Annotated in this window: 18 protein-coding genes; 10 read left to right on the forward strand and 8 right to left on the reverse strand. The window is 61.2% G+C overall.

Annotated elements, in window-relative coordinates:
* The first annotated feature begins 87 nt into the window (after positions 1-87).
* The 5 genes from clpP (at position 88) to BFQ04_RS24760 (ending at position 7234) form a co-directional block, all read left to right on the forward strand.
* A complete protein-coding gene (clpP, locus tag BFQ04_RS24740) occupies positions 88-723 on the forward strand; it encodes an ATP-dependent Clp endopeptidase proteolytic subunit ClpP (RefSeq protein ID WP_003174822.1) in 636 nt (211 codons plus the stop codon).
* A gap of 112 nt (positions 724-835) precedes the next feature.
* Entirely contained in the window at positions 836-2119 is a 1284-nt protein-coding gene (clpX, locus tag BFQ04_RS24745) for an ATP-dependent Clp protease ATP-binding subunit ClpX (RefSeq protein ID WP_017136464.1), read from the forward strand.
* A gap of 191 nt (positions 2120-2310) precedes the next feature.
* On the forward strand, positions 2311-4707 hold the full coding sequence (gene lon / locus BFQ04_RS24750; protein WP_065953049.1) for an endopeptidase La: 2397 nt from the start codon (positions 2311-2313) through the stop codon (positions 4705-4707).
* A gap of 149 nt (positions 4708-4856) precedes the next feature.
* Positions 4857-5129, forward strand: coding sequence for an HU family DNA-binding protein (locus tag BFQ04_RS24755; protein ID WP_003174819.1), 273 nt, complete (start codon positions 4857-4859; stop codon positions 5127-5129).
* Between the two features lie 230 nt (positions 5130-5359).
* The gene (locus BFQ04_RS24760) at positions 5360-7234 is read left to right on the forward strand and encodes a SurA N-terminal domain-containing protein (RefSeq protein ID WP_065953050.1); all 1875 of its coding nucleotides are present in this window, start codon (positions 5360-5362) and stop codon (positions 7232-7234) included.
* A gap of 81 nt (positions 7235-7315) precedes the next feature.
* Here the strand turns inward: BFQ04_RS24760 and nhaA are convergent, their stop codons facing one another.
* The gene (gene nhaA, locus BFQ04_RS24765; RefSeq protein ID WP_065953051.1) at positions 7316-8659 is read right to left on the reverse strand and encodes a Na+/H+ antiporter NhaA; all 1344 of its coding nucleotides are present in this window, start codon (positions 8657-8659) and stop codon (positions 7316-7318) included.
* Between the two features lie 232 nt (positions 8660-8891).
* Between nhaA and BFQ04_RS24770 the strand changes: the two genes are divergently transcribed.
* On the forward strand, positions 8892-9713 hold the full coding sequence (locus BFQ04_RS24770; RefSeq protein ID WP_065953052.1) for a DUF2242 domain-containing protein: 822 nt from the start codon (positions 8892-8894) through the stop codon (positions 9711-9713).
* A 1-nt stretch (position 9714) separates the two neighbouring features.
* On the opposite strand, the gene aceE is transcribed toward BFQ04_RS24770, so the two are convergent.
* The gene (aceE, locus tag BFQ04_RS24775) at positions 9715-12375 is read right to left on the reverse strand and encodes a pyruvate dehydrogenase (acetyl-transferring), homodimeric type (protein ID WP_065953053.1); all 2661 of its coding nucleotides are present in this window, start codon (positions 12373-12375) and stop codon (positions 9715-9717) included.
* A 144-nt stretch (positions 12376-12519) separates the two neighbouring features.
* On the opposite strand from aceE, the gene BFQ04_RS24780 reads away from it, so the two are divergent.
* Positions 12520-12990, forward strand: a complete 471-nt coding sequence (locus tag BFQ04_RS24780) for a MarR family winged helix-turn-helix transcriptional regulator (protein WP_065953054.1) — start codon at positions 12520-12522, stop codon at positions 12988-12990.
* A 21-nt stretch (positions 12991-13011) separates the two neighbouring features.
* On the opposite strand, the gene BFQ04_RS24785 is transcribed toward BFQ04_RS24780, so the two are convergent.
* Positions 13012-14019: a transketolase-like TK C-terminal-containing protein gene (locus BFQ04_RS24785; RefSeq protein ID WP_065953055.1), complete on the reverse strand. Its 1008-nt coding sequence runs from the start codon at positions 14017-14019 to the stop codon at positions 13012-13014.
* A gap of 201 nt (positions 14020-14220) precedes the next feature.
* Between BFQ04_RS24785 and BFQ04_RS30170 the strand changes: the two genes are divergently transcribed.
* Positions 14221-14343 carry a hypothetical protein gene (locus BFQ04_RS30170; protein ID WP_256544619.1) on the forward strand — a complete coding sequence of 41 codons (123 nt, stop codon included), beginning with the start codon at positions 14221-14223 and terminating at the stop codon, positions 14341-14343.
* A gap of 8 nt (positions 14344-14351) precedes the next feature.
* Here BFQ04_RS30170 and BFQ04_RS24790 read toward each other — a convergent pair whose 3' ends face one another.
* Both BFQ04_RS24790 and BFQ04_RS24795 read right to left on the reverse strand, forming a co-directional pair.
* The gene (locus BFQ04_RS24790) at positions 14352-15386 is read right to left on the reverse strand and encodes an AraC family transcriptional regulator (protein WP_065953056.1); all 1035 of its coding nucleotides are present in this window, start codon (positions 15384-15386) and stop codon (positions 14352-14354) included.
* Positions 15387-15390: 4 nt separating this feature from the next.
* Positions 15391-16521, reverse strand: coding sequence for a carbon-nitrogen hydrolase family protein (locus BFQ04_RS24795; protein ID WP_065953057.1), 1131 nt, complete (start codon positions 16519-16521; stop codon positions 15391-15393).
* A 211-nt stretch (positions 16522-16732) separates the two neighbouring features.
* Here BFQ04_RS24795 and BFQ04_RS24800 point away from each other — a divergent pair, with 211 nt between their 5' ends.
* Together BFQ04_RS24800 and BFQ04_RS24805 are read left to right on the forward strand one after the other, a co-directional pair.
* The gene (locus BFQ04_RS24800) at positions 16733-18772 is read left to right on the forward strand and encodes an NADPH-dependent 2,4-dienoyl-CoA reductase (RefSeq protein ID WP_065953058.1); all 2040 of its coding nucleotides are present in this window, start codon (positions 16733-16735) and stop codon (positions 18770-18772) included.
* Between the two features lie 57 nt (positions 18773-18829).
* Positions 18830-19720: a 1-aminocyclopropane-1-carboxylate deaminase/D-cysteine desulfhydrase gene (locus tag BFQ04_RS24805; RefSeq protein ID WP_065953059.1), complete on the forward strand. Its 891-nt coding sequence runs from the start codon at positions 18830-18832 to the stop codon at positions 19718-19720.
* A gap of 152 nt (positions 19721-19872) precedes the next feature.
* On the opposite strand, the gene BFQ04_RS24810 is transcribed toward BFQ04_RS24805, so the two are convergent.
* The 3 genes from BFQ04_RS24810 to BFQ04_RS24820 all read right to left on the reverse strand — a co-directional run bounded on the left by BFQ04_RS24810 (position 19873) and on the right by BFQ04_RS24820 (position 22540).
* Positions 19873-20466, reverse strand: a complete 594-nt coding sequence (locus tag BFQ04_RS24810; protein WP_065953060.1) for a cytochrome b — start codon at positions 20464-20466, stop codon at positions 19873-19875.
* 110 nt (positions 20467-20576) lie between these two features.
* Positions 20577-21404 (reverse strand): phosphonoacetaldehyde hydrolase, encoded by an 828-nt coding sequence (gene phnX, locus BFQ04_RS24815; protein WP_065953061.1) that lies wholly within the window; start codon positions 21402-21404, stop codon positions 20577-20579.
* Between the two features lie 26 nt (positions 21405-21430).
* Positions 21431-22540, reverse strand: a complete 1110-nt coding sequence (locus BFQ04_RS24820; RefSeq protein WP_065953062.1) for a 2-aminoethylphosphonate--pyruvate transaminase — start codon at positions 22538-22540, stop codon at positions 21431-21433.
* Positions 22541-22559 lie beyond the last annotated feature (19 nt).

Consider the following 22559-nt stretch of genomic DNA (forward strand, 5'->3'; position numbering starts at 1 on the left):
CCAACTCGTTGGAAATTCAACCATAAGCCAGCCTCGCGCTGGCTTATGCGTTTTCAAGACATGACTATTTGGGAGTAACTGCAGAGCATGTTCCGTAATTCCTATATTCAGCAGAACTCTGATATCCAGGCCGCAGGCGGCCTGGTCCCGATGGTTGTCGAGCAGTCCGCTCGTGGCGAACGCGCCTACGACATCTACTCGCGCCTGCTCAAGGAGCGAGTGATCTTTCTGGTCGGCCCGGTAGAGGACTACATGGCTAACCTGATCTGTGCGCAGCTGCTGTTCCTTGAAGCGGAAAACCCGGACAAGGACATCCATCTCTACATCAACTCGCCGGGCGGTTCGGTGACGGCGGGGATGTCGATCTACGACACCATGCAGTTCATCAAGCCAAACGTATCGACTACCTGCATTGGCCAGGCTTGCAGCATGGGTGCCTTCCTGCTGACCGCCGGTGCCGAGGGCAAGCGTTACTGCCTGCCGAACTCACGTGTGATGATTCACCAGCCACTGGGCGGGTTCCAGGGCCAGGCATCGGACATCGAAATCCATGCCAAGGAAATCCTCTTCATTCGTGAGCGCCTCAACACACTGATGGCCAAGCACAGCGGGCACACACTTGAAGAAATCGAGCGTGATACCAACCGTGATAATTTCATGAGTGCTGAAGCGGCCCGTGAATACGGGTTGATCGACGCCGTGATCGAAAAGCGCCCCGCTTAATATAAGCCGCTCAAAATAGGGCTGGTCGGCATGTCCGACCACTGGCGGGCTTGAAAAAGCCCGCATAAGCCTTCATCTTGTGTTGCAAGCCTATCGGATTTGGATCGAACGAATGACTGACACCCGCAACGGCGAGGACAACGGCAAGCTGCTTTATTGCTCCTTCTGTGGCAAAAGCCAGCATGAAGTGCGCAAATTGATTGCCGGCCCCTCGGTGTTTATCTGCGACGAATGCGTCGACCTGTGCAATGACATCATCCGCGAGGAGGTGCAGGAAGCCCAGGCCGAGAGCAGTGCGCACAAACTCCCATCGCCTAAAGAAATCAGCGGCATCCTTGACCAGTACGTCATTGGTCAGGAGCGTGCAAAGAAGGTTCTGGCCGTAGCGGTGTACAACCACTACAAGCGCTTGAACCAGCGTGACAAGAAAGGCGACGAAGTCGAACTCGGCAAGAGTAATATCCTGCTGATCGGCCCAACAGGCTCGGGTAAGACCCTGCTTGCGGAAACCCTCGCTCGCCTGCTGAACGTTCCGTTCACCATCGCCGACGCCACCACCCTCACTGAGGCAGGTTATGTGGGCGAAGATGTCGAGAACATCATTCAGAAACTGCTGCAGAAGTGCGACTACGACGTAGAGAAGGCCCAGATGGGTATTGTCTACATCGACGAGATCGACAAGATTTCGCGCAAGTCGGACAATCCGTCGATCACTCGGGATGTTTCCGGTGAAGGCGTACAGCAGGCCCTGTTGAAGCTGATCGAAGGCACGGTCGCTTCGGTACCGCCCCAAGGTGGCCGCAAGCACCCGCAGCAGGAATTCCTGCAGGTCGATACGCGCAACATCCTGTTTATCTGTGGCGGTGCGTTCTCCGGGCTTGAAAAGGTTATCCAGCAGCGTTCCACCCGTGGCGGTATCGGTTTCGGCGCGGAAGTGCGCAGCAAGGAAGAAGGCAAGAAGGTGGGCGAGTCCCTGCGTGAAGTCGAACCTGACGATCTGGTCAAGTTCGGTCTGATCCCGGAATTCGTCGGTCGTCTGCCGGTCCTGGCGACGCTGGACGAGCTGGATGAGGCTGCGTTGATTCAGATCCTCACCGAGCCGAAAAACGCCCTGACCAAGCAGTACGCCAAGCTGTTCGAGATGGAAGGTGTGGACCTCGAGTTCCGTACCGATGCGCTCAAATCAGTGGCCAAGCGCGCACTGGAGCGCAAGACCGGTGCACGTGGTCTGCGCTCGATCCTCGAAGGCGTGTTGCTCGACACCATGTACGAAATCCCCTCGCAGTCCGAGGTGAGTAAAGTGGTGATCGACGAAAGCGTTATCGAAGGCAAGTCCAAGCCACTGTATATCTATGAAAACAGTGAGCCGGCTGCCAAGGCTGCACCTGACGCGTAAGCGTCTTTGCAGTGGCGGTACAAGCAAGGGGCCTTTTTGGGGCCCCTTGTTTTTTTGGGGTATTTTTGCAGGACGGCTGATTAAATCGCGTTTATTCATGCGTTTAAGTGCTGGCATTGAGCTTGTTTTTTTTGCATGCAACCCCCATCTTGGTTTCAAGCTTATTTTTCAACTGTCATAGAGGCGAAATCATGAAGACAACCATCGAATTGCCTCTCCTGCCGTTGCGTGATGTCGTCGTCTATCCGCACATGGTTATCCCGCTGTTCGTGGGGCGCGAGAAGTCTATCGAAGCCCTCGAGGCTGCGATGACGGGCGACAAGCAGATCCTGCTGCTGGCCCAGAAGAATCCTGCTGATGATGATCCGGGCGAAGACGCCCTGTATCGCGTCGGCACCGTTGCCACTGTCCTGCAATTGCTCAAGCTGCCCGACGGTACCGTCAAGGTGCTGGTGGAGGGCGAGCAGCGCGGCGCGGTCGAGCGTTTCATGGAGGTGGACGGCCACCTGCGCGCCGAAGTGGCGCTGATCGACGAAGTCGAAGCCCCTGAGCGTGAATCCGAAGTCTTCGTGCGCAGCCTGCTTTCGCAGTTCGAACAGTATGTGCAGCTGGGCAAGAAAGTCCCGGCGGAAGTCCTGTCGTCCCTCAACAGCATCGATGAGCCGAGCCGCCTGGTCGACACCATGGCTGCGCATATGGCGCTGAAAATCGAGCAGAAACAGGACATCCTCGAGATCATCGACCTGTCGGCCCGTGTCGAGCATGTACTGGCACTGCTGGACGGTGAAATCGACCTGCTGCAGGTCGAGAAGCGCATTCGTGGCCGCGTGAAGAAACAGATGGAGCGCAGCCAGCGCGAGTACTACTTGAATGAGCAGATGAAGGCCATTCAAAAAGAACTCGGCGACGGCGAGGAAGGCCACAACGAGATCGAAGAGCTGAAAAAGCGTATCGATGCCGCCGGCCTGCCGAAGGACGCGCTGACCAAGGCCACGGCCGAGCTGAACAAACTCAAGCAAATGTCGCCGATGTCGGCCGAAGCCACCGTGGTTCGCTCCTATATCGACTGGCTGGTGCAAGTGCCGTGGAAGGCCCAGACCAAGGTCCGCCTGGACCTGACCCGCGCCGAAGAAATCCTCGATGCCGATCACTACGGCCTTGAAGAGGTCAAGGAACGCATCCTCGAATACCTCGCCGTGCAAAAGCGCGTGAAGAAAATTCGTGGTCCGGTGTTATGCCTGGTCGGGCCTCCCGGGGTGGGTAAAACCTCTCTGGCGGAGTCCATCGCCAGCGCGACCAACCGCAAATTTGTCCGCATGGCCCTGGGTGGCGTGCGTGACGAGGCGGAAATCCGCGGCCATCGCCGGACGTATATCGGTTCGATGCCAGGAAGATTGATTCAAAAAATGACCAAAGTGGGCGTGCGCAACCCGCTGTTCCTGCTCGATGAAATCGACAAGATGGGCAGCGATATGCGTGGCGATCCAGCGTCGGCGCTGCTTGAGGTGCTCGATCCCGAGCAGAACCACAACTTCAACGACCATTATCTGGAAGTCGATTACGACCTCTCCGACGTGATGTTCCTGTGCACCTCCAACTCCATGAACATTCCGCCGGCGTTGCTGGACCGGATGGAGGTGATTCGTCTACCGGGTTACACCGAAGACGAGAAGATCAACATCGCGATCAAATACCTCGCGCCCAAGCAGACGTCGGCCAACGGCCTGAAGAAAGGCGAGATCGAGTTTGACGTCGAAGCGATCCGAGACATCGTGCGCTATTACACCCGCGAGGCCGGTGTACGGGGCCTTGAGCGCCAGATCGCGAAGGTTTGCCGCAAAGCAGTCAAGGAACATGCACTGGAAAAACGCTTCTCGGTGAAGGTGACGGCCGATGCGCTGGAACATTTCCTCGGTGTGCGTAAATTCCGCTACGGCCTGGCCGAGCAGCAGGATCAGGTAGGGCAGGTGACGGGCCTGGCGTGGACCCAGGTGGGCGGCGAGTTGCTGACGATCGAAGCTGCCGTGATTCCGGGCAAGGGCCAGTTGATCAAGACCGGCTCCCTCGGCGATGTGATGGTCGAATCGATCACCGCCGCGCAGACCGTGGTGCGCAGCCGTGCCAAGAGCCTGGGGATCCCCCTGGACTTCCACCAGAAGCACGACACCCATATCCACATGCCGGAAGGGGCGACCCCGAAGGATGGCCCCAGCGCGGGTGTAGGCATGTGCACGGCCCTGGTGTCGGCATTGACGGGCATTCCGGTGCGTGCCGATGTGGCAATGACCGGTGAAATTACCCTGCGCGGCCAGGTATTGGCCATCGGCGGTCTGAAAGAGAAATTGCTCGCCGCGCACCGGGGTGGAATCAAGACCGTGATCATTCCCGAAGAGAATGTCCGCGACCTGAAGGAAATTCCAGACAATATTAAACAGGATCTTCAGATCAAACCGGTTAAATGGATTGACGAAGTCCTGCAAATTGCGCTGCAATACGCGCCGGAGCCCTTGCCGGATGTGGCTCCGGAGATTGTCGCGAAGGACGAAAAACGCGAGTCGGATTCCAAGGAAAGAATTAGCACGCATTAAAGTGCTGGAGCCTGGGGGGCTTCCTTGACAGCTTTTTAGAGCCCTTGTTATAAAGCGGCTCTTAAGTGTCTGTTGGCCATCCAGCACTGGTTTTTGCTTTTTACCAAAAAACTTAGAATCATACTCATAGATATATAAGGGGACTTAGAGTGAACAAGTCGGAACTGATTGATGCTATCGCTGCATCCGCTGATATCCCGAAAGCTGCTGCCGGCCGTGCGCTGGACGCAGTAATCGAATCCGTCACTGGCGCTCTGAAGGCCGGCGACTCCGTGGTACTGGTAGGCTTCGGTACTTTCTCTGTGACTGACCGCCCAGCTCGCACTGGCCGTAACCCACAGACCGGCAAAGCACTGCAAATCGCTGCTGCCAAGAAACCAGGTTTCAAAGCCGGTAAAGCCCTGAAAGAAGCCGTTAACTAAGCTTCGATCAAGCCTTTGCTTACCCGGGTCGGACGCAGGTCTGGCCTGGCAGCGGAGCGGTAGCCGGCCCGAGTATCCATCGGGTCGCCACGCCGGGGGTCAGCGTTAAAACTCCCGTCCGCTCCGCCAGTTACGAGAAGGCGCATCCTCGGATGCGCCTTTCTTCTATCCGGATTCTACCCACGCTCCACGGTTGCCTATTTTGATGTTCAACCGTTTCTGGGGGACGCATGCTGCAAAATATCAGGGACAATTCACAAGGCTGGATTGCCAAGACCATTATCGGGATCATCGTCGCATTGATGGCGTTCACCGGTATCGAGGCTATTTTCCAGGCTTCGGGTAATAACAAGCAGGACGTGGCCAAGGTCAACGGTGAGGAAATCACCCAGACCGAACTGAGCCAGGCCGTTGATATGCAACGGCGCCAGCTGATGCAACAACTGGGCAAGGATTTCGATGCTTCCCTGTTGGACGAGAAACTGCTGCGCGATGCGGCCCTCAAGGGCCTGATCGATCGCAAGCTGCTGCTGCAAGGCGCTGCGGATTCCAAGTTCGGCTTCTCGGAAGCGGCTTTGGACCAGGTGATCCTGCAGACGCCGGAGTTCCAGGTGGATGGCCAGTTCAACGCCGAGCGCTTTGACCAGGTGATTCGTCAACTGGGCTATAGCCGCCTGCAATTCCGTCAGATGATGACCCAGGAAATGCTGATCGGTCAGGTTCGCGCAGGCATCGCCGGCAGTGGTTTCGTGACCGATGCCGAGGTGCTGGCATTCGCCCGTCTGGAAAAACAGACGCGCGATTTTGCCACCGTCAACATCAAGGCTGACCCGGCAGCGGTGAAACTCACCGACGACGAAGTCAAGGCGTACTACGACCAGCATGCCAAGGAGTTCATGACCCCGGATCAGGTCGTCATCGACTACCTGGAGCTGAAGAAGTCGTCCTTCTTCGACCAGGTCACCGTCAAGGACGATGAGCTGCAGGCCGCCTATGAGAAAGAAACCGCCAACCTCGCTGAACAGCGTCGTGCCGCGCACATTCTGATCGAGGTCAACGACAAGGTCACCGAGGCGCAAGCCAAGGCCAAGATCGAAGACATCCAGGCGCGCCTGGCCAAGGGCGAACAGTTTGACGCCCTGGCCAAAGAGTTCTCTCAGGACCCGGGTTCGGCCAACAATGGCGGCGATCTCGGCTTTGCCGGTCCCGGTGTCTACGATCCGGACTTCGAGACGGCGCTGTACGGCCTCAAGCAAGACCAGGTGTCCGCGCCGGTGCGCAGCGCCTTCGGTTGGCACTTGATCAAGCTGCTGGGCGTTGAAGCGCCAGAAGTGCCGACGTTCGCCAGCCTGAAAGACAAGCTGACCCGCGAGCTCAAGACCCAGCAGGTTGAACAGCGCTTTGTCGAAGCGACCAAGCAGTTGGAAGATGCGGCATTCGAGGCTTCCGACCTGGCCCAGCCGGCGTCCGATCTGAAATTGACCGTACACACGTCGGCGCCGTTCGGCCGTGAAGGTGGCGAAGGCGTCGCGGCCAACCGTGCCGTGGTCACCGCTGCGTTCAGTCCGGAAGTGCTGGATGAGGGTGCCAACAGCAGCGCCATCGAGCTGGACCCGGAAACCATCATCGTGCTGCGCGCCAAAGAGCACCTCAAGCCTGCCCAGCTGCCGCTGGAAAAGGTTGAGGCGGCGATCCGCACGCAGATGACCAAGGAGCGTGCGAGCGCTGCCGCCAAAACCCGTGCCGACGAGTTGATCGCCAGCCTGCGTGATGGCAAGACCGCACTGGACCAGCCGATTGACGGCCAGGCCTGGAAGGTGACTGAAGCGGCGACCCGTGGCCAGGAAGGCGTCGACCCTGCTGTGCTGCAAGCGCTGTTCCGCATGCCCAAGCCAGCGGCCAAGGACAAGCCGACCTTCACCACCGTCACTCTGCGCGACGGCAGCCTGGTGATCGTGCGCTTGAACGGTGTCAACGAAGCGGCAGCCCCTACGGACGAAGAAAAAGCGCAATACCGCCGCTTCCTCGCTTCCCGTATCGGCCAGCAGGACTTCGCGGCGTACCGCAAGCAGCTGGAAACCCAGGCAGACATCAAGAAGTTCTGATGTTGGCTTGACTAAAAAGACCCCGTCCTGAAAAGGCCGGGGTCTTTTTTTGCGTGCGTTAAAGCCTGCGACTTCTGCTTCTCACGTCTTCTTGCCCGAGAACCTGAGTTTGCCCCAGGTCAGCCCGATGACTGCGGCCAGGGTCGAGGCCGTCAATACGCTCAGCTTGGCCGCCGAGAGCAAGGCCGGGTCGGAGAACGCCAGGGACGAGATGAAGATCGACATGGTGAAACCGATCCCCGCCAGCAGGCCGACCAGGCCGACACCTGCCCAGCTGACGCCGTCCGGCAGCCTGCAGAGGTTGAGCTTGACCAGGGTGACACTGGCCAGCATCACGCCCAGGGGTTTGCCGAGCACCAGGGCGAAGATAACGCCCATGAACACGCCGTGGGGCAGGGGATCGTCCAGGTTGAAGCCGCTCAGGCTTACGCCGGCGTTGGCCAGCGCGAACAGCGGCATCACGCCGAACGCCACCCACGGGTGCAACGCCGATTGCACCCGCTGCACGGGCGGTAACAGCTCGCGCTGTGCGTGGCGCAATTGCTTGAGTGGCTGGGCAACCTGTCCGGGGCCTTCCGGCGACTGCGAGAAGCGCTCCATCAATTCGGCGAACGTACGGCCGATGGTGTCCAGCGGACGCTCGGTGGTGGGCTTGGAGTTGACCGGGGTCATCAGTCCCAGGATCACGCCGGCGAGCGTCGGGTGAACGCCGGTCTTGAGCAGGCCGAACCACACAATTGCTCCGGGCAGCAGGTAGATAGCGGCTTTGCCGATGCCCATGCGCTGGAAAACCACCACCAGCGCAAGCCCGGCGGCGGCAATCACCAGCCCCATGTAGTCGAGGCTGGCGGTGAAGAAAACGGCGATGATCAGGATCGCCACGATGTCATCGATGATTGCCAGGGCCAGCAGCAAAACACGCACGCCACTGGGAATCGACTTGCCCAACAGTGCCAGCACGCCGACAGCAAAGGCGATGTCTGTCGCGGTGGGCACGGCCCAGCCACTGGCGGCGGCGGTGCCGTGGTTGAGCAGGGTGTAAATGATCGCCGGCATCAGTACGCCGCCCAGCGCGGCACCCAATGGCAAGGTGGCCAGCTTCAGGTTGGCGAGCGCGCCGTCCTTGATTTCCTGACGAATCTCGGCGCCCACCACCAGGAAGAAGATGGTCATCAGGCCGTCATTGACCAGGAAATGCAGGGAGCGCGACACGCTGTAGTCGCCCAGCCCAAGGGTGACCGGCGTGTTCCAGAAGTGCTCATAGGTGTCGGCCGCTGCACTGTTGGCCCAGATCAAGGCCACGATGGCGGCCAATAGCAGGACGATGCCGCTGACGGCCTCAATATGTGAAAAGCGCTCGAGGGCAGACAGCGCGCCCTCGGTCAAACGCTGGGGGCGGGGGATAGCGGGGTGTTTATCAGGCACGACAAGGCTCCATTGGCGGCCCGACCAACGCTTAACGTTTAACCTGCGCTGTGCCCTATGCAGCAACGCACCCAGGACGATAATAGGAAGTTGGGGAATAAGTTGTAAACAAACTTGTCATAGTCATTGGCGCCGTTCAAAAAACCTGTGACGTTTTACCGACAGGAATGCGCGCGCCAACCCCTCGTTCTGTTGCACAATACCGCCCGGACTGTTTTTCTCAGGATTTTCGATGTCGACATCATTTCACTTGCGAAACCTCGGGTTGGCGCTGGTGCTGGCGGGCGCGGCGGGTTGCTCGTCACCCAAGACCGCTATTTACGAACATGAGAATTTCGACGACTCCGGTACGTTTTCCCGCGATTACCCGGTGAGCGATATAGCGGCTTGTGAAGCGGCGCGCCGTGCCCTGCTGAGCCAGGGCTATATCATCACCAGCAGCGATCCGAAGCTGGTGGCCGGCAACAAGAGTTTCCAGCAGACCGGCGAGACCCACCTGCAGATCAGCTTCAACGTGGTGTGTGCCGCCGATGGCAAAGGCAGCAACCATTCGACTATGTTTGCCAACGCTCTGCAGGACCGCTATGCGCTGAAGAAGGTCAACAACTCCGCAAGTCTTGGGGTTGGGGTGCTGGGTTCGGTGTCGATGCCGATCGGCTCCACCGATGACTCGATGGTCAAGGTGGCGAGCGAGACCGTCTCGGCGCCCAAGTTCTATGAGCGTTACTTTGCCTTGGTGGATGTGTTCCTGCCCCAGGAAGTGAAGCAGGCTGAGCATATACCCGAGAAGCCCAAGGATGAGCTTGGCATGCCTGAACCGAAAGCCGCGCCGGCCGCCGAGAAGCTTGAAACACCTCAAGAAGCGCCCGCAACCCCTGCCGGTGCGCAGCCACTGGCACCGCCACCGGAGGCCGAACCCATCGCGCCGAGCGTAGAGCCAGTGCCGCAGACCGCACCAGAGACCCCAGCCATAGAGTCCGCGCCCGCGCCGACCAACCCCAGCCTGCCGGCGCCGACAGAGGCGATTCCAGCCCTGCCAACGCCAGCGCAATGACTCAGACCGTTACGGGGTCAGTCTTGTCGACGTTGATCCCGTAGCGGTTGATTGCCTCCGCGATTTTGTCACGACCGATCACACCGTCATCCGCCAGTGCCTTCAACGTCGCCAGCACGATGAAGTGGCGGTCCACTTCAAAAAACTCGCGCAAGGCTTCCCGGGTATCCGACTGCCCGAAACCGTCGGTTCCCAGCGCCACAAAGCGGCGACCGTGTACGAAGGGGCGAATCTGATCGGCGAATAATTTCATGTAGTCCGTCGCTGCCACCACCGGCCCGGCTTTGCCGACAAGGCACTGCTCCACGTAGCTCAGACGCGGTTCACTTTCCGGATGCAGCAGGTTCCAGCGCTCTACGGCGTGCCCGTTACGGCGCAGCTCGGTCAGGCTGGTGACGCTCCAGACATCGCTGTATAGACCGAAGTCTTCCTCGAGCAGTGCCGCTGCAGCGATGACTTCGCGCAGGATCGAACCGCTTCCCATGAGTTGCACCCGCGCATCCGGGTGTGTGCTCAGCGGATACATCCCTTTGAGAATCCCATCTTCCACGCCTTCGGGCATTGCCGGGTGCGGGTAGTTTTCGTTGAGCAGGGTGATGTAGTAGTAAATGTCTTCCTGTTCGACATACATGCGCCGCATGCCCTCGCGAATAATCACCGCCAGCTCGTAGGCAAAGGTCGGATCGTAGGCCACGCAGCAAGGCACTACCGAGGCCAGGATATGGCTGTGCCCGTCGTCATGCTGCAACCCTTCGCCCATCAAGGTAGTGCGCCCGGCCGTGGCACCCAGCAGAAAGCCGCGGGCTCGTGCGTCGCCCGCTGCCCAGGCCAGGTCGCCGACGCGCTGGAAGCCGAACATCGAATAGAAAATATAGAACGGTAGCGTCATCAGGCCATGGTTGCTGTAGGACGTACTCGCCGCGATCCAGGAAGAAATGGCACCTGATTCATTCAGGCCTTCCTGCATGATCTGTCCGTCCTTGGTCTCTTTGTAGTAGCTCAGTTGCCCGGCGTCCTGCGGGGTGTAAAGCTGGCCGACGGCGGAGTGGATGCCGATCTGCCGGAACAGGCTTTCCATGCCGAAGGTGCGCGACTCGTCCGGCACGATGGGGACGATCAGCTTGCCCAGATGCGGGTCTTTGAGCAGCGTGCCGAGAATGCGGACAAACGCCATGGTGGTGGAAATAGCGCGCTCGCCGGTGTCTTTGAGTTGAGTGGCGAATGCGGACAGGGGTGGAATAGTCAACGGGGCCACGTCAGTGTGCCGGGCGGGCACATACCCGCCCAGCGCCTTGCGCCGGGCATTGAAGTAGCGGGCTTCTGCGCTGTCGGCCGCCGGCTTGAGGTATGGGATTTCGTCGAGCTGGTCATCGGCCACGTTCAGCCCGAAGCGGTCGCGGAAGGCTTTTACCGCGTCAGCACCCATCTTCTTCAGTTGATGATTGATGTTCTGGCCTTCGCCAGCTTCGCCCATGCCGAAGCCCTTGACGGTCTTGGCCAGGATCACCGTGGGCTGGCCCTTGTGGCGCACTGCGGCGGCGTAGGCGTTGTAGACTTTGAGCGGGTCATGGCCGCCCCGTGAGAGTTTCCAGATATCGTCGTCGGACATGTCCGCAACCAGTGCGAGCAACTCCGGGTATTTGCCGAAGAAATGCTCGCGCACGTAGGCGCCATTCTGGGATTTGTAATTCTGGTAATCGCCGTCCACGCATTCCATCATGCGCTGGCGCAGCAAGCCGCTGCGGTCCTTTTCCAGCAGCGCATCCCAGCCACCGCCCCAGATGACCTTGATCACATTCCACCCGGCGGCGCGGTACACACTCTCGAACTCCTGAATCACCTTGGCATTACCGCGCACCGGGCCGTCCAGGCGCTGCAGGTTGCAGTTGACGACGAAGATCAGGTTGTCGAGTTTTTCGCGACCGGCCAGGGAAATGGCGGCCAGCGATTCCGGCTGGTCCATCTCGCCGTCACCGAGGAACGCCCATACCTTGCGACCCTGGTGTTGCTTGAGGTCGCGAAACTCCAGGTAACGCATGAAGCGCGCCTGATAAGCCGCAGTGATCGGCCCCAGGCCCATGGACACTGTAGGGAATTGCCAGAAGTCCGGCATCAGCCGTGGGTGAGGGTAGGAAGACAGCCCTTCGCCACCGGCCTCGCGGCGAAAGTTATCCAGTTGGGCCTCGTTGAGGCGGCCTTCCAGATACGCGCGGCCGTAGATGCCAGGGGAGGAGTGGCCCTGGATGTACACGAGGTCGCCGTCAAAGGTGTCGGTTCGGCCACGAAAGAAATGGTCAAAGCCTACGTCGTACAGCACTGCGGCTGACGCATAGGTCGCAATATGCCCACCCACGCCTGAGTGTTTGCCGGCACGCAATACCATCGCCACGGCATTCCAGCGGATAAACGCATTGGTCCGCCGTTCAATGTCCAGGTCGCCGGGGTAGGGCAGTTGGCGTTCGACAGCAATGGTATTGACGTAAGGGGTGGTTACGCGCCCGTAGAAGTCGCCATGGCGCGCGACGTCGAAATCCAGCAGTTGGTCGATCAGGTAATGGGCGCGAGGGCGGCCTTCGGCAGACAGCACCGATTCGATGGAGTCCAGCCACTCGCGGGTTTCCTGCGGATCGTTGTCCAGGGATGCTGCGTTATTGGGATTCATATGAGACTCCAGGGTAGGCGGATTCCGGGCGGCGAACGCCTTGTGGGCGTGCTGCGATGTAGTTGCAATTGCAACGATATGCCGGAATTTAGCCCGGGATGAGCTACTATTGCAACCTTCTTGAAATTTCCCGGATGGTGTTGCATGTCGTCGAAAGAGCCTGATGTATGGTTCCGTTTTGTCAGGGCCCACAGGACGGTCATCCGTGAGATCGAGCGCCGTCTGGGTGAAGCGCAACTGCCGCCGTATGCCTGGTACGACGCGCTGTGGGGCTTGGAAAGCGGTCCTGAAGGCACCCGCCGTATGCATGAATTGGCCGATGTGCTGGCCATTGAGCGTTACAACCTCACGCGCCTGGTCGACCGCCTTGAAAAGGACGGCCTGGTGGTGCGTTCGCGTTCCGACGGTGATGGCCGCGCGGCGTTTGCCTCGATCACCGAGGCGGGTCGTACGCTGCGCAAAAAGATGTGGAAAATCTACGAAAGCACCGTGGATGAGCTGTTTTTGTCACAAATCGAGCCTGAGCATCGCCAGGCGTTTGCCGATGCGCTGCAGCGTACGGCGGGGTTGGCGATGGAGGCCGGCGTGCAAACCCGTAGCCGGCGCAAGGCATGAATGTGATCAAACGTGGCCGGGTCATTTCAGGTCATACCGTTGCAGGGCTTCTTCCACTGTTTGTGTATCGACATGCCCTTCATCGGCCAACGCCTTCAAGGCCAGCACTGCAATCCAGTAGCGGTTCGGCGCGCCTGCCTGCACCGAGCCTGCGCCCAGCGCTATGAAGCGTGTGTCCACATGCGCGGCCAACGGGTCGACAACCGCCTGCGGGTAGCCAGTGACGGCAATCACCGGTGTTCGGCTCCCCGCCAGGCAGTCGCGCAGATGGCTGCTGCGTCTGGGCGCGCATGGATGCAGGCGGTTCCAGCGCTCAGCTGCCGCCGCCTCACGGGCCAGTCGGGTGTAGCTGGGGCAACTCCATACGTGCGCCGTGATACCCCATTGCTGCTCCAGCAATAGCGCGGCGTGCAGGACCTCTTCCAAGGCTCGACCGGCACCCAGCAAGCGCACGTGCTCCACGCCGGCAGTGCGCCGGACGAGGTACATGCCCTTGATCGCACCTTCGCGGTCCAGCGTCTGCGGTGCGAGGGTGCTGTGCTGATCATGCAGCGCCAGGTAATAAAACCCTGGCTGGCCATCCACGTACAGCGTACGTAACCCGCCCAGCACGATGGCCCGTGCCTCTTCGCCCGAGGCCGGGTCATAGGGCGTACAGCGTGGATGGCTCGCCAGCCACAATGGCAGCGACGGTTGCGCGCCCTTCGGCCACGGGGATGGCTGGGTTTCACTGTCATTGCACAAAATGCCGCGCTGGGCGGTCTGGTGTGACAGTGCACACAGCTGTGCAGACGACGTGGCGCTGTGCAGGTAGAGCATCGGTTTTTCTCCGGTATTGCACGCAAACCAGGTGGGCCAGTTACCCGGGCGCCGACTGCGCGACTGGCCGCGAATCACCCAGGCCTGGCGGCTGGATTCCAGCGCGCCGGCCATGCTCAGGACCGTGTACAGCGGTGAGCTGCGCGAGTAGGCGCGCGTGTCAAGTGCGTCGATGCACAGCTGCGCAGCGAGTGCGGTAGAGGCGGGCATGGGGCGTGGCTCCTGGCGACAGAGGTGCCTACCCTAATGGAATTGGTCAGTTGATTGCAATTGCAATGATTGCAATAGTGCCTCGGTCTTCCGGCTAAATCAGTCCGCCGCTGCCGCGTTTAATCTTCACGTGCGGGAACATAAAGGCGCAGACATTTTTTCGTCATGACGGCACTTTAGTCTGGTCGTGCAGGTCATTAATTGCGCTGGCGCTTTTATCTCAACAAGGAGTCCACCATGGACGATTACCAGGAAGAACTGCTGGAGTACCAGGCATTCGAACTCGACCCACTGGATCCGGTCGACGATGCCACCGAGCTGTAAGCCCGACTTCAGGCGGAATGCCGCTGACTGCGGCGAAATTCCCCTGGGGTCTGGTTGTTCCAGCGCCTGAAGGCGCGTTGGAAGGCTTGGGCTGAGGCAAAACCGAGCAAGTAGGCGATCTCGCCAAAGGCCAGTTCCGTGTCGCGAATGTAGGTCATGGCCAGATCGCGGCGGGTATCGTTGAGAATCGCGCGAAATTGCGTGCCTTCGTCGGCCAGTTTACGGCGCAGCGTCCAGGTGGGCAGCTTCAGGCGTGCCGCCACTTCTTCCAGGTCGGGTTCCCGGCCACCATTGAGCATCGGCCCCAGCAGCCGAGTAATGCGCTCGCGCAGGCTGCGGGTGCGGGTCAGTTGCTCCAGTTCCCTTTCACACAGCTGTAACAACAGGTGCCAGGTACTCGGGCAGTGCTGTGGGTTGCGCAGGGCCAGGGTGGCCTGGTCAAGGCGTAGTTGATTGCTGTCGGCGCCGAACTGCACCGGACTGTCTCCCAGCACGCCATACAACGAGCTGTATTCGGGGACCTGGAACTCGATTTCGATACGCTGCGCCTGCACCGGCTGTTGCGCCAGGCTCGACAGTTGATGCAGCCAGCCGGCGATGATCGAGTCCACCACAAAGCGGTTATAGGCATTGTAGGGGCTGATGGAATAGAACCGCAGCCAGGCGCCTTCGGCGTCCTCATGAAAGCTCGATTGCCCACGGTAGTTGGAGCCATACAGCGGTTCGAAGCGGGTCAGCGTGCGCGCGGCCTCGCGTACGGTCGGAGCCTGGGCGGCGGTCACCCCGGCGAGCCCGGCCTGGCTCAGGCGACTGAGCTGACCCATGCGCAGGCCCAGCCCCGGATCGCCGGTCAGTTGGATGGCCGCATGCCCCAGGCGCATATAGCGCGGGATCGACAAGCGCGCACCCGCTTCGGCCAGGCGTGCCGGGTCCAGGCCGTATTGCAGCAACAAAGGTTGCGGGTCCAGGCCGTGGCTCTGGATGGCATCGGCCAGGGTGTGCACGAAGCCCACCGACAGATCCCCCAGGCGCACCGGCTTCACGCGGTTACAGCCAGATATTGAGCAGGCGCGCGCCACGGGCTTCGCCGTCGGCGAACAGTTGCCCGTTGCGGCTCAGAAAGCTCTGCCCGGCGCTGCCCAGGTCCCAGAACTGGCCACGCAAAAACACGCTCATGCCCGCTGTGGCCTGGCTGATCGGTGGTTGGCTGATCAGGGTCAGGCGGCGCCAGGCTTCGCCCTCGCTGGTTTCTTCGGGCTTGAGGCTGACTTCCGAGGGGGTCGATACGCTCTTGAAGCCGCGCCACGGGCGGTCCCAGGTGTCACGTCCGGTCACATAGGCCGGCACGGCAATCAGTTGGGCGCCTTGTTCATTGAGCTTGCGGTAGTTATCCGGGTACCAGCTGTCGCTGCCGATCAGCACGCCCAGGCGCCCGGCCGGGGTGTCGACCACGCTGACGATGTTTTCATCGCCGGGTTCGATGAAGCCGCGCTCGTCGTAGATCGGATAAAGCTGACGCTGCGGCTGGCCCAGGGGCAAACCATCGGCGGCAAATACCACGCTGACGTTGTACAGCGCGCCATGGCCGACCTGCAGTTGCCCCAGGGTCACACTGGGGTTGGGCAGGGCGATGGAACCGGCCACCAGGGTCACGCCGAATTCCTTGGCCAGGCCGCCGAACAGCACTTGGTAATCGCGCGCCATGCCGGGGGCTTTCATGCGCAGGTACGCATCATCCATGCGGTTGTCGCCGGTGGCGCTGATCCAGGCGCGCAGGAACGGCAACGGGTTGCTGATCGACAGCCAGTTCATCGCGTCCTTGAGGTGAGTGGCCTGGTACAGCTCGTTTTTCTCGCCGGCCAGCATCAGCCAGGTGCCGACATGTTCCGGCAGCACGACGACGGTCTTGTCGTTGATCAAACCCTGTTCGCGGGCCTTTTGCAGGTAGGCCGAGAGCTTCAGGTGCAGGCGCTCCAGGCTCTGGTAATCGGCGGGGAACAGCTCCGGCTGGATGCCCAGCAGGTTGCCACGCTCGGCCGGCTGGCCTTCATTGACCGCGAGGGTGATGCGCAGGTCCGACAGGTAATGCGCCACAGGGCGCTCCTGGGTCCAGACCAGATACGCGGCGAGGGCGGCAACCAGGGCCATGGTGACGGTGAATATGAGTAATTTGCGCATGGGGCAACAGACAACAGACCGGGGGCAGGGTTCGCGACTAGGGTAGGTCCCCTGGCCCGGCTTGCCAAGGGTTGCTGTGCATTTGGATCAATAAGTTGTGAGTTTCAGTCATTGAGCGGTAGGTGATCGCCTCTTAGTCTGTGGGACATAAACCGATGGGGTGCCATTCGAGCCCTCCACGTCCCGTGATGATCCGTTGTGGAGCTGTACCATGACCGCTGCTGCCTACCCGCACCTGCTGGCCCCGTTGGACCTGGGTTTTACCACCCTGCGCAACCGTACCCTGATGGGTTCGATGCACACTGGCCTGGAAGAAAAGCCCGGCGGTTTCGAGCGCATGGCGGCTTATTTCGCCGAGCGCGCCCGTGGCGGCGTCGGCCTGATGGTGACCGGTGGCATAGGCCCGAACGATGAGGGCGGCGTGTATGCCGGTGCGGCCAAGCTGACCACCGACGAAGAGGCGCAAAAGCACCGGATTGTCACCCGGGCCGTCCACGACGCCGGTGGCAAGATCTGCATGCAGATCCTGCATGCCGGGCGTTATGCCTACAGTCCCAAGCAGGTGGCGCCGAGTGCGATCCAGGCACCGATCAACCCGTTCAAGCCCAGGGAACTGGACGAGGAGGGCATCGAGAAGCAGATTCAGGATTTCGTCACCTGCTCGCTGCTGGCCCAGGTCGCCGAGTACGACGGCGTGGAAATCATGGGTTCCGAAGGTTACTTCATCAACCAGTTCCTGGCCGCCCACACCAACCATCGCACCGACCGCTGGGGCGGCAGCTTTGAAAACCGTATGCGCCTGGCCGTGGAAATCGTGCGCCGGGTGCGTGAAGCGGTCGGCCCGAATTTCATCATCATTTTCCGCCTGTCGATGCTCGACCTGGTCGAGGGTGGCAGCGTCTGGGGAGAAGTCGTGCAGTTGGCCAAGGCCATCGAGCAGGCCGGCGCGACCCTTATCAATACCGGTATCGGCTGGCACGAAGCGCGTATCCCGACCATTGCCACCAAAGTGCCGCGCGCCGCGTTCAGCAAGGTCACCGCCAAGCTGCGGGGCGCGGTGCAGATTCCGCTGATCACCACCAACCGCATCAACACCCCGGAAATCGCCGAGCAGATTCTCGCCGAGGGCGATGCCGATATGGTCTCGATGGCGCGGCCGTTTCTCGCCGACCCGGAGTTCGTCAACAAGGCCGCGGCCGGGCGCGCCGACGAGATCAATACTTGCATCGGCTGCAATCAGGCGTGCCTGGACCACACCTTCGGCGGCAAGCTGACGACCTGCCTGGTCAACCCGCGGGCGTGCTATGAGACCGAGCTCAACTACCTGCCCGTGCAGCAGATCAAGAAAATTGCGGTCGTCGGTGCAGGTCCTGCCGGGCTGGCTGCTGCTACCGTGGCTGCCGAGCGCGGGCACCAGGTGACCTTGTTCGATTCGGCCAGCGAGATTGGCGGCCAGTTCAACATCGCCAAGCGCATACCGGGCAAGGAAGAGTTTTTCGAAACCCTGCGCTACTTCAAACGCAAAGTGCAGACCACCCACGTCGAGCTGTGCCTCAACACCCGTGTTGATGTGGCGCAACTGGTGGCGGGCGGTTATGACGACGTGATCCTGGCCACCGGTATCGCACCGCGTACGCCGGCGATCCCGGGTGTGGAGAACGCCAAGGTGCTCAATTACCTGGACGTGATCCTGGAGCGCAAACCGGTCGGCAAGCGCGTGGCGGTGATTGGCGCGGGCGGTATCGGTTTTGACGTGTCGGAATTCCTGGTGCACCAGGGCGTGTCCACCAGTCTGGATCGCGAAGCGTTCTGGAAAGAGTGGGGCATCGACACCCAGCTCGAGGCCCGTGGCGGCGTGGCCGGGATCAAGCCTGAGCGCCATGCACCGGCGCGTGACGTGTTCCTGCTGCAACGCAAGACCTCCAAGGTCGGCGACGGCCTGGGCAAGACCACCGGCTGGATCCACCGTACCGGCCTGAAAAACAAACAGGTGCAGATGCTTAACAGCGTCGAATACCTGAAGATCGATGACGAAGGCCTGCATATCCGCATCGGCGCCGAGGGTGAGCCCCGGCTGCTGGCGGTGGACAATATCGTCATCTGCGCCGGCCAGGACCCGCTGCGCGAACTGCACGACGGCCTGGTCGCCGCCGGGCAGAACGTGCACCTGATCGGCGGTGCCGATGTGGCGGCAGAGCTGGACGCCAAGCGCGCCATCAACCAGGGCTCGCGCCTGGCCGCCGAGCTGTAAGTCGACGAAAGGGGGCGGTGGTAGACTGCCGCTCCTTTTCATGCAGATAACTTCCCGATGGGCCCTTTCGACTGGCTGCCTCACGCGCCCCTTGAACCTGTGCAGCTCGACTGGCTGAACGGGGTCGAGTTGGCGGTGCTGCGCCTGGACCGTATCGACCCGCTGATCAGCGGCAACAAGTGGTTCAAGCTCACCGAGCACCTGAACCAGGCCCGCGACGCGGGGGCTGACGGCATCATCAGCCTCGGCGGGGCGTACTCCAACCATCTGCACGCACTGGCGGCGGCCGGCAAGCGCTTTGGCTTTCCCACGGTCGGCCTGTTGCGCGGCCATCCTCAAGACACACCCACCGTGCTCGACCTCAGGGCGTTTGGCATGCAATTGCATTGGCTAGGTTACGGCGGCTATCGCGCACGCCATGAGCCGGGCTTCTGGTTGCCCTGGCGCGAACAGTATCCGCATCTTCATCCGGTACCGGAGGGCGGCGGCGGGCTGGCCGGAGCGCTGGGCTGCGGGGTGCTGGTCGAGCAGGCGCAGGCGCAGTTGAGCCAGCTCGGTTGGGCGGATTACGACGGCTGGTGGCTGGCAGCGGGCACCGGTACGACGTTGGCCGGGTTGGTCTTGGCCGAGGCCGGCAGGCGTACGGTCTACGGCGCATTGGCAGTGCCGGACGATCACGGTGTAGCGCAGAACGTAAGTGCCATGGTGCACAACGGTTACGCACTGATCGACGCCAGCCGAGGCGGCTTTGCCAAGGTCGATCCGCTGCTGCTCGATTTTATCGAACGCACCGAACAGGCCAGCGGTGTGCCGCTGGAGCCGCTATACACCGGCAAGGCACTGCTGGCGTTGAAGCAACAGATCGAGGCCGGACGCTTCGCCGCCGGTACGCGCCTGATCTTCATCCACACCGGCGGCCTGCAAGGCCGCCGAGGTTTCAACGTATAGAGCGGTCCCGTTGTGGGAGGGGGCTTGCCCGCGAAGACGTCGGCCCAGCAAACACTGGTGTCGGTTGACCCACCGCTATCGGGGGCAAGCCCCCTCCCACAGGGGATCTGCGCTAACTGACTGGCATCAGGGCTTGCCCTCGCTGAGGTGTATCAGTCGATGGATGTGTTGGCTGACTCAACGCGATCGGAAGCAAGCCCCCTCCCACCCGGCATCATTCGCAACGCCGTATTGTCGCGCAGCACATAGTGATGAAAGATTCCCGCCAGCGCATGCAGCCCGATCAGCCAGTAACCGATCTGGCCGAACAGCACATGCCAGCCTTCGATCTCCTTGGCCAGTGCCTTGTTTTCAGCGATCAGCGGCGGCAACTCCATCCCGTAGAACATCACCGAATGCCCCTCGGCACTGACGATCAGCCAGCCGGCAATCGGCATGCCGATCATCAACGCATACAGCGCGACGTGGGTCAGCGTCGCCAACAGGCGCTGCCATGGTGGCGGCGCCGGCACGATCTGCGGCGCCACGCCCAGGCTGCGGGCGAACAGGCGCAGCCACACCAGCACAAACACGGTGAGGCCGAACATAAAGTGCATTTCGACGATCAGCGTGCGCGCACCGCTGCCTTTGGGGAACTGGCCGCGTAACTCAATGCAGGCGTAGACCACCGCCAGGAGCACCACCATCAACCAGTGCAATGCAATCGACATGGTGCTGTAGCGCGTATCGGAATTTTTCCACGGCATCGTTGGGTCCTCACTCATCAGGGCATACCTCCGTTCTTTGGCGGAGTGGGTTAACTGTATGCCTGTTTGAAGCGCTTCGCCTGTTGTGAATGCCGGTGCATTGACCTTCGTCAGTTGCTTTGCGGCATTTCCCCGCGAGCCAGGCGTGCGTTGATATCGACGATAACCTGCGGCAGATCGGTAATGGTGTCCACGAGATAATGCGGGCGCGAGCCTTCGAACATCGCTTCGATACGCTGGCGCTCGCTGGCCAGTGTGGCGCTGTCCAGCGCCCGGAACTGCTCATAAGTCAGGCCCAGGGCGTTGCCGGAACAGGTCAGGGCCACAGTCCACATCCCGGCGCGTCGGCCTTCGAGGATACCCGGCACGGTGTCGTCGACTTTCACGCACGCCGCCACATCGTCAATGCCCAGCGCGATCACGTTAGCCAGCGCCTGGGCCGGCCATGGGCGGCCATTGGGCACCTCGTCGGTGGCGACCACATGGTCGGCCACGTAGCCGTTGCTGGCTGCCAGGGCGACCACCTTGTCCATCACTTGTTTGGGATAGCCGGAACAGGAGCCGATCTTGATGCCCTGGGCGCGCACGCTGGCAAGGGTGTCCAGGGCTCCGGGGATCAGGGCCGAGTGTTCGGCGATTTTCTCGATCTGCAGTGGCATGAAGCGTTGGTAGATAGCGCTCACGTCTGCGTCGGTGGGCGTGCGGCCGAAGGCCTTGCGATAACGTTCCGCGACCTGCGGCTGGTCGCAGAGGGTGCGGATATGGTCCCACTTGCCCATGCCCATCGGGCCACGGGCTTCTTCGATGGACACCTGCACGCCGAATTCGGCGAAAGCTTCGACAAAAATCTGCGTGGGGGCAAAGGAGCCGAAGTCGACCACGGTGCCGGCCCAGTCGAGGATGACGGCCTGGAGGGAGGTGGGGTTTTGATAGTTCATGGTGCGGGTCCTGTGTAAGGGGGCAATCAAATGTCCAGCACATGCATTTCCTGCAGCGCCTCGGCGATGGCCTTGACCGCCGCGCGCATGCCGGCCGCGTCGACATGGCCAATGCAGCCCACACGGAAGGTGTCCACCTGGGTCAATTTGCCCGGATAGAGGATGAAACCCTTGGCCTTGACCCGTTCGTAAAAGTCCGTGAACTGGTAGCGCGGGTCTTTCGGTGCGTGGAAGGTGACGATGATCGGTGCCTGGATCGCCGCCGGCAGAAAGCTGCGCAGGCGCAGTTCGGCCATGCCGTCCAGGAGTGCCCGGCAGTTATTGGCGTAGCGTTGATGGCGGGCGGGCAGGCCGCCTTCTTCATGGTATTGCACAAGCGCTTCGTGCAGCGCGGCGACCACGTGGGTGGGCGGGGTGAAGCGCCACTGGCCGGTGCGGGCCATGTAGCTGTGCTGGTCGAACAGGTCCATCGCCAGGGAATGAGAGTTGCCTCCGGCCGCAGCCAGCGCGGTCTTTTCGGCGAAGACGAAGCCCATGCCCGGCACGCCTTCCAGGCATTTGCCGGACGCGGCGATCAACGCGTCGAAGGGCACTTGCCGCGCATCGATCGGCAGTGCGCCGAAGGAACTCATGGCGTCGATGATCAAGCGCTTGCCGTGGCGTTTGACCACCTCGGCGATCTGCGCCAGCGGGTTGAGGATGCCGGTGCTGGTTTCACAGTGGATCAGCGCGACATGGGTGATCGCGGCGTCGGCGCGCAGCAGGCGGTCCACATCGGCGGCGGTGGTGGGCTCGTCTTCCGGGGTTTCGAAGCTGCTGTACGCGCGGCCAATGACTTCACAGATCTTCGCCAGACGTTTGCCGTAGGCGCCGTTGATCAGCACCAGCACCTTGCCGTCACGCGGCACGAGGGTGCCGATGGCGGCTTCGACGGCGAAGGTGCCGCTGCCCTGCAACGGCACGCAATGGTGACTGTCAGCGCCATGGATGATCGCCAACAAGTGCTCGCACACACGCGCGGTGAGGTGGTTGAAACGCTCATCCCATGAACCCCAGTCCACCATCATCGCCTGGCGCGTACGGTCGGAAGTGCTCAGGGGGCCTGGGGTCAGCAGGAGCGGCGCGGCAGGGGTCATCTCGGGTCCTCGTAAAACA

Origin of the sequence: Pseudomonas sp. 37 R 15 (genome assembly GCF_900004865.1) — a bacterium.
Classification (GTDB): Bacteria; Pseudomonadota; Gammaproteobacteria; order Pseudomonadales; family Pseudomonadaceae; genus Aquipseudomonas; species Aquipseudomonas fluorescens_AM.

Excerpts from the sequence above, each read along its gene's own strand:
- clpP (WP_003174822.1), top strand. The coding sequence starts at position 88 with ATGTTCCGTAATTCCTATATTCAGCAGAACTCTGATATCCAGGCCGCA.
- clpX (WP_017136464.1), top strand. The coding sequence starts at position 836 with ATGACTGACACCCGCAACGGCGAGGACAACGGCAAGCTGCTTTATTGC.
- lon (WP_065953049.1), top strand. The coding sequence starts at position 2,311 with ATGAAGACAACCATCGAATTGCCTCTCCTGCCGTTGCGTGATGTCGTC.
- BFQ04_RS24760 (WP_065953050.1), top strand. The coding sequence starts at position 5,360 with ATGCTGCAAAATATCAGGGACAATTCACAAGGCTGGATTGCCAAGACC.
- BFQ04_RS24770 (WP_065953052.1), top strand. The coding sequence starts at position 8,892 with ATGTCGACATCATTTCACTTGCGAAACCTCGGGTTGGCGCTGGTGCTG.
- aceE (WP_065953053.1), bottom strand. The coding sequence starts at position 12,375 with ATGAATCCCAATAACGCAGCATCCCTGGACAACGATCCGCAGGAAACC.
- BFQ04_RS24780 (WP_065953054.1), top strand. The coding sequence starts at position 12,520 with ATGTCGTCGAAAGAGCCTGATGTATGGTTCCGTTTTGTCAGGGCCCAC.
- BFQ04_RS24785 (WP_065953055.1), bottom strand. The coding sequence starts at position 14,019 with ATGCCCGCCTCTACCGCACTCGCTGCGCAGCTGTGCATCGACGCACTT.
- BFQ04_RS24795 (WP_065953057.1), bottom strand. The coding sequence starts at position 16,521 with ATGCGCAAATTACTCATATTCACCGTCACCATGGCCCTGGTTGCCGCC.
- BFQ04_RS24800 (WP_065953058.1), top strand. The coding sequence starts at position 16,733 with ATGACCGCTGCTGCCTACCCGCACCTGCTGGCCCCGTTGGACCTGGGT.
- BFQ04_RS24805 (WP_065953059.1), top strand. The coding sequence starts at position 18,830 with ATGGGCCCTTTCGACTGGCTGCCTCACGCGCCCCTTGAACCTGTGCAG.
- BFQ04_RS24810 (WP_065953060.1), bottom strand. The coding sequence starts at position 20,466 with ATGCCGTGGAAAAATTCCGATACGCGCTACAGCACCATGTCGATTGCA.
- phnX (WP_065953061.1), bottom strand. The coding sequence starts at position 21,404 with ATGAACTATCAAAACCCCACCTCCCTCCAGGCCGTCATCCTCGACTGG.
- BFQ04_RS24820 (WP_065953062.1), bottom strand. The coding sequence starts at position 22,540 with ATGACCCCTGCCGCGCCGCTCCTGCTGACCCCAGGCCCCCTGAGCACT.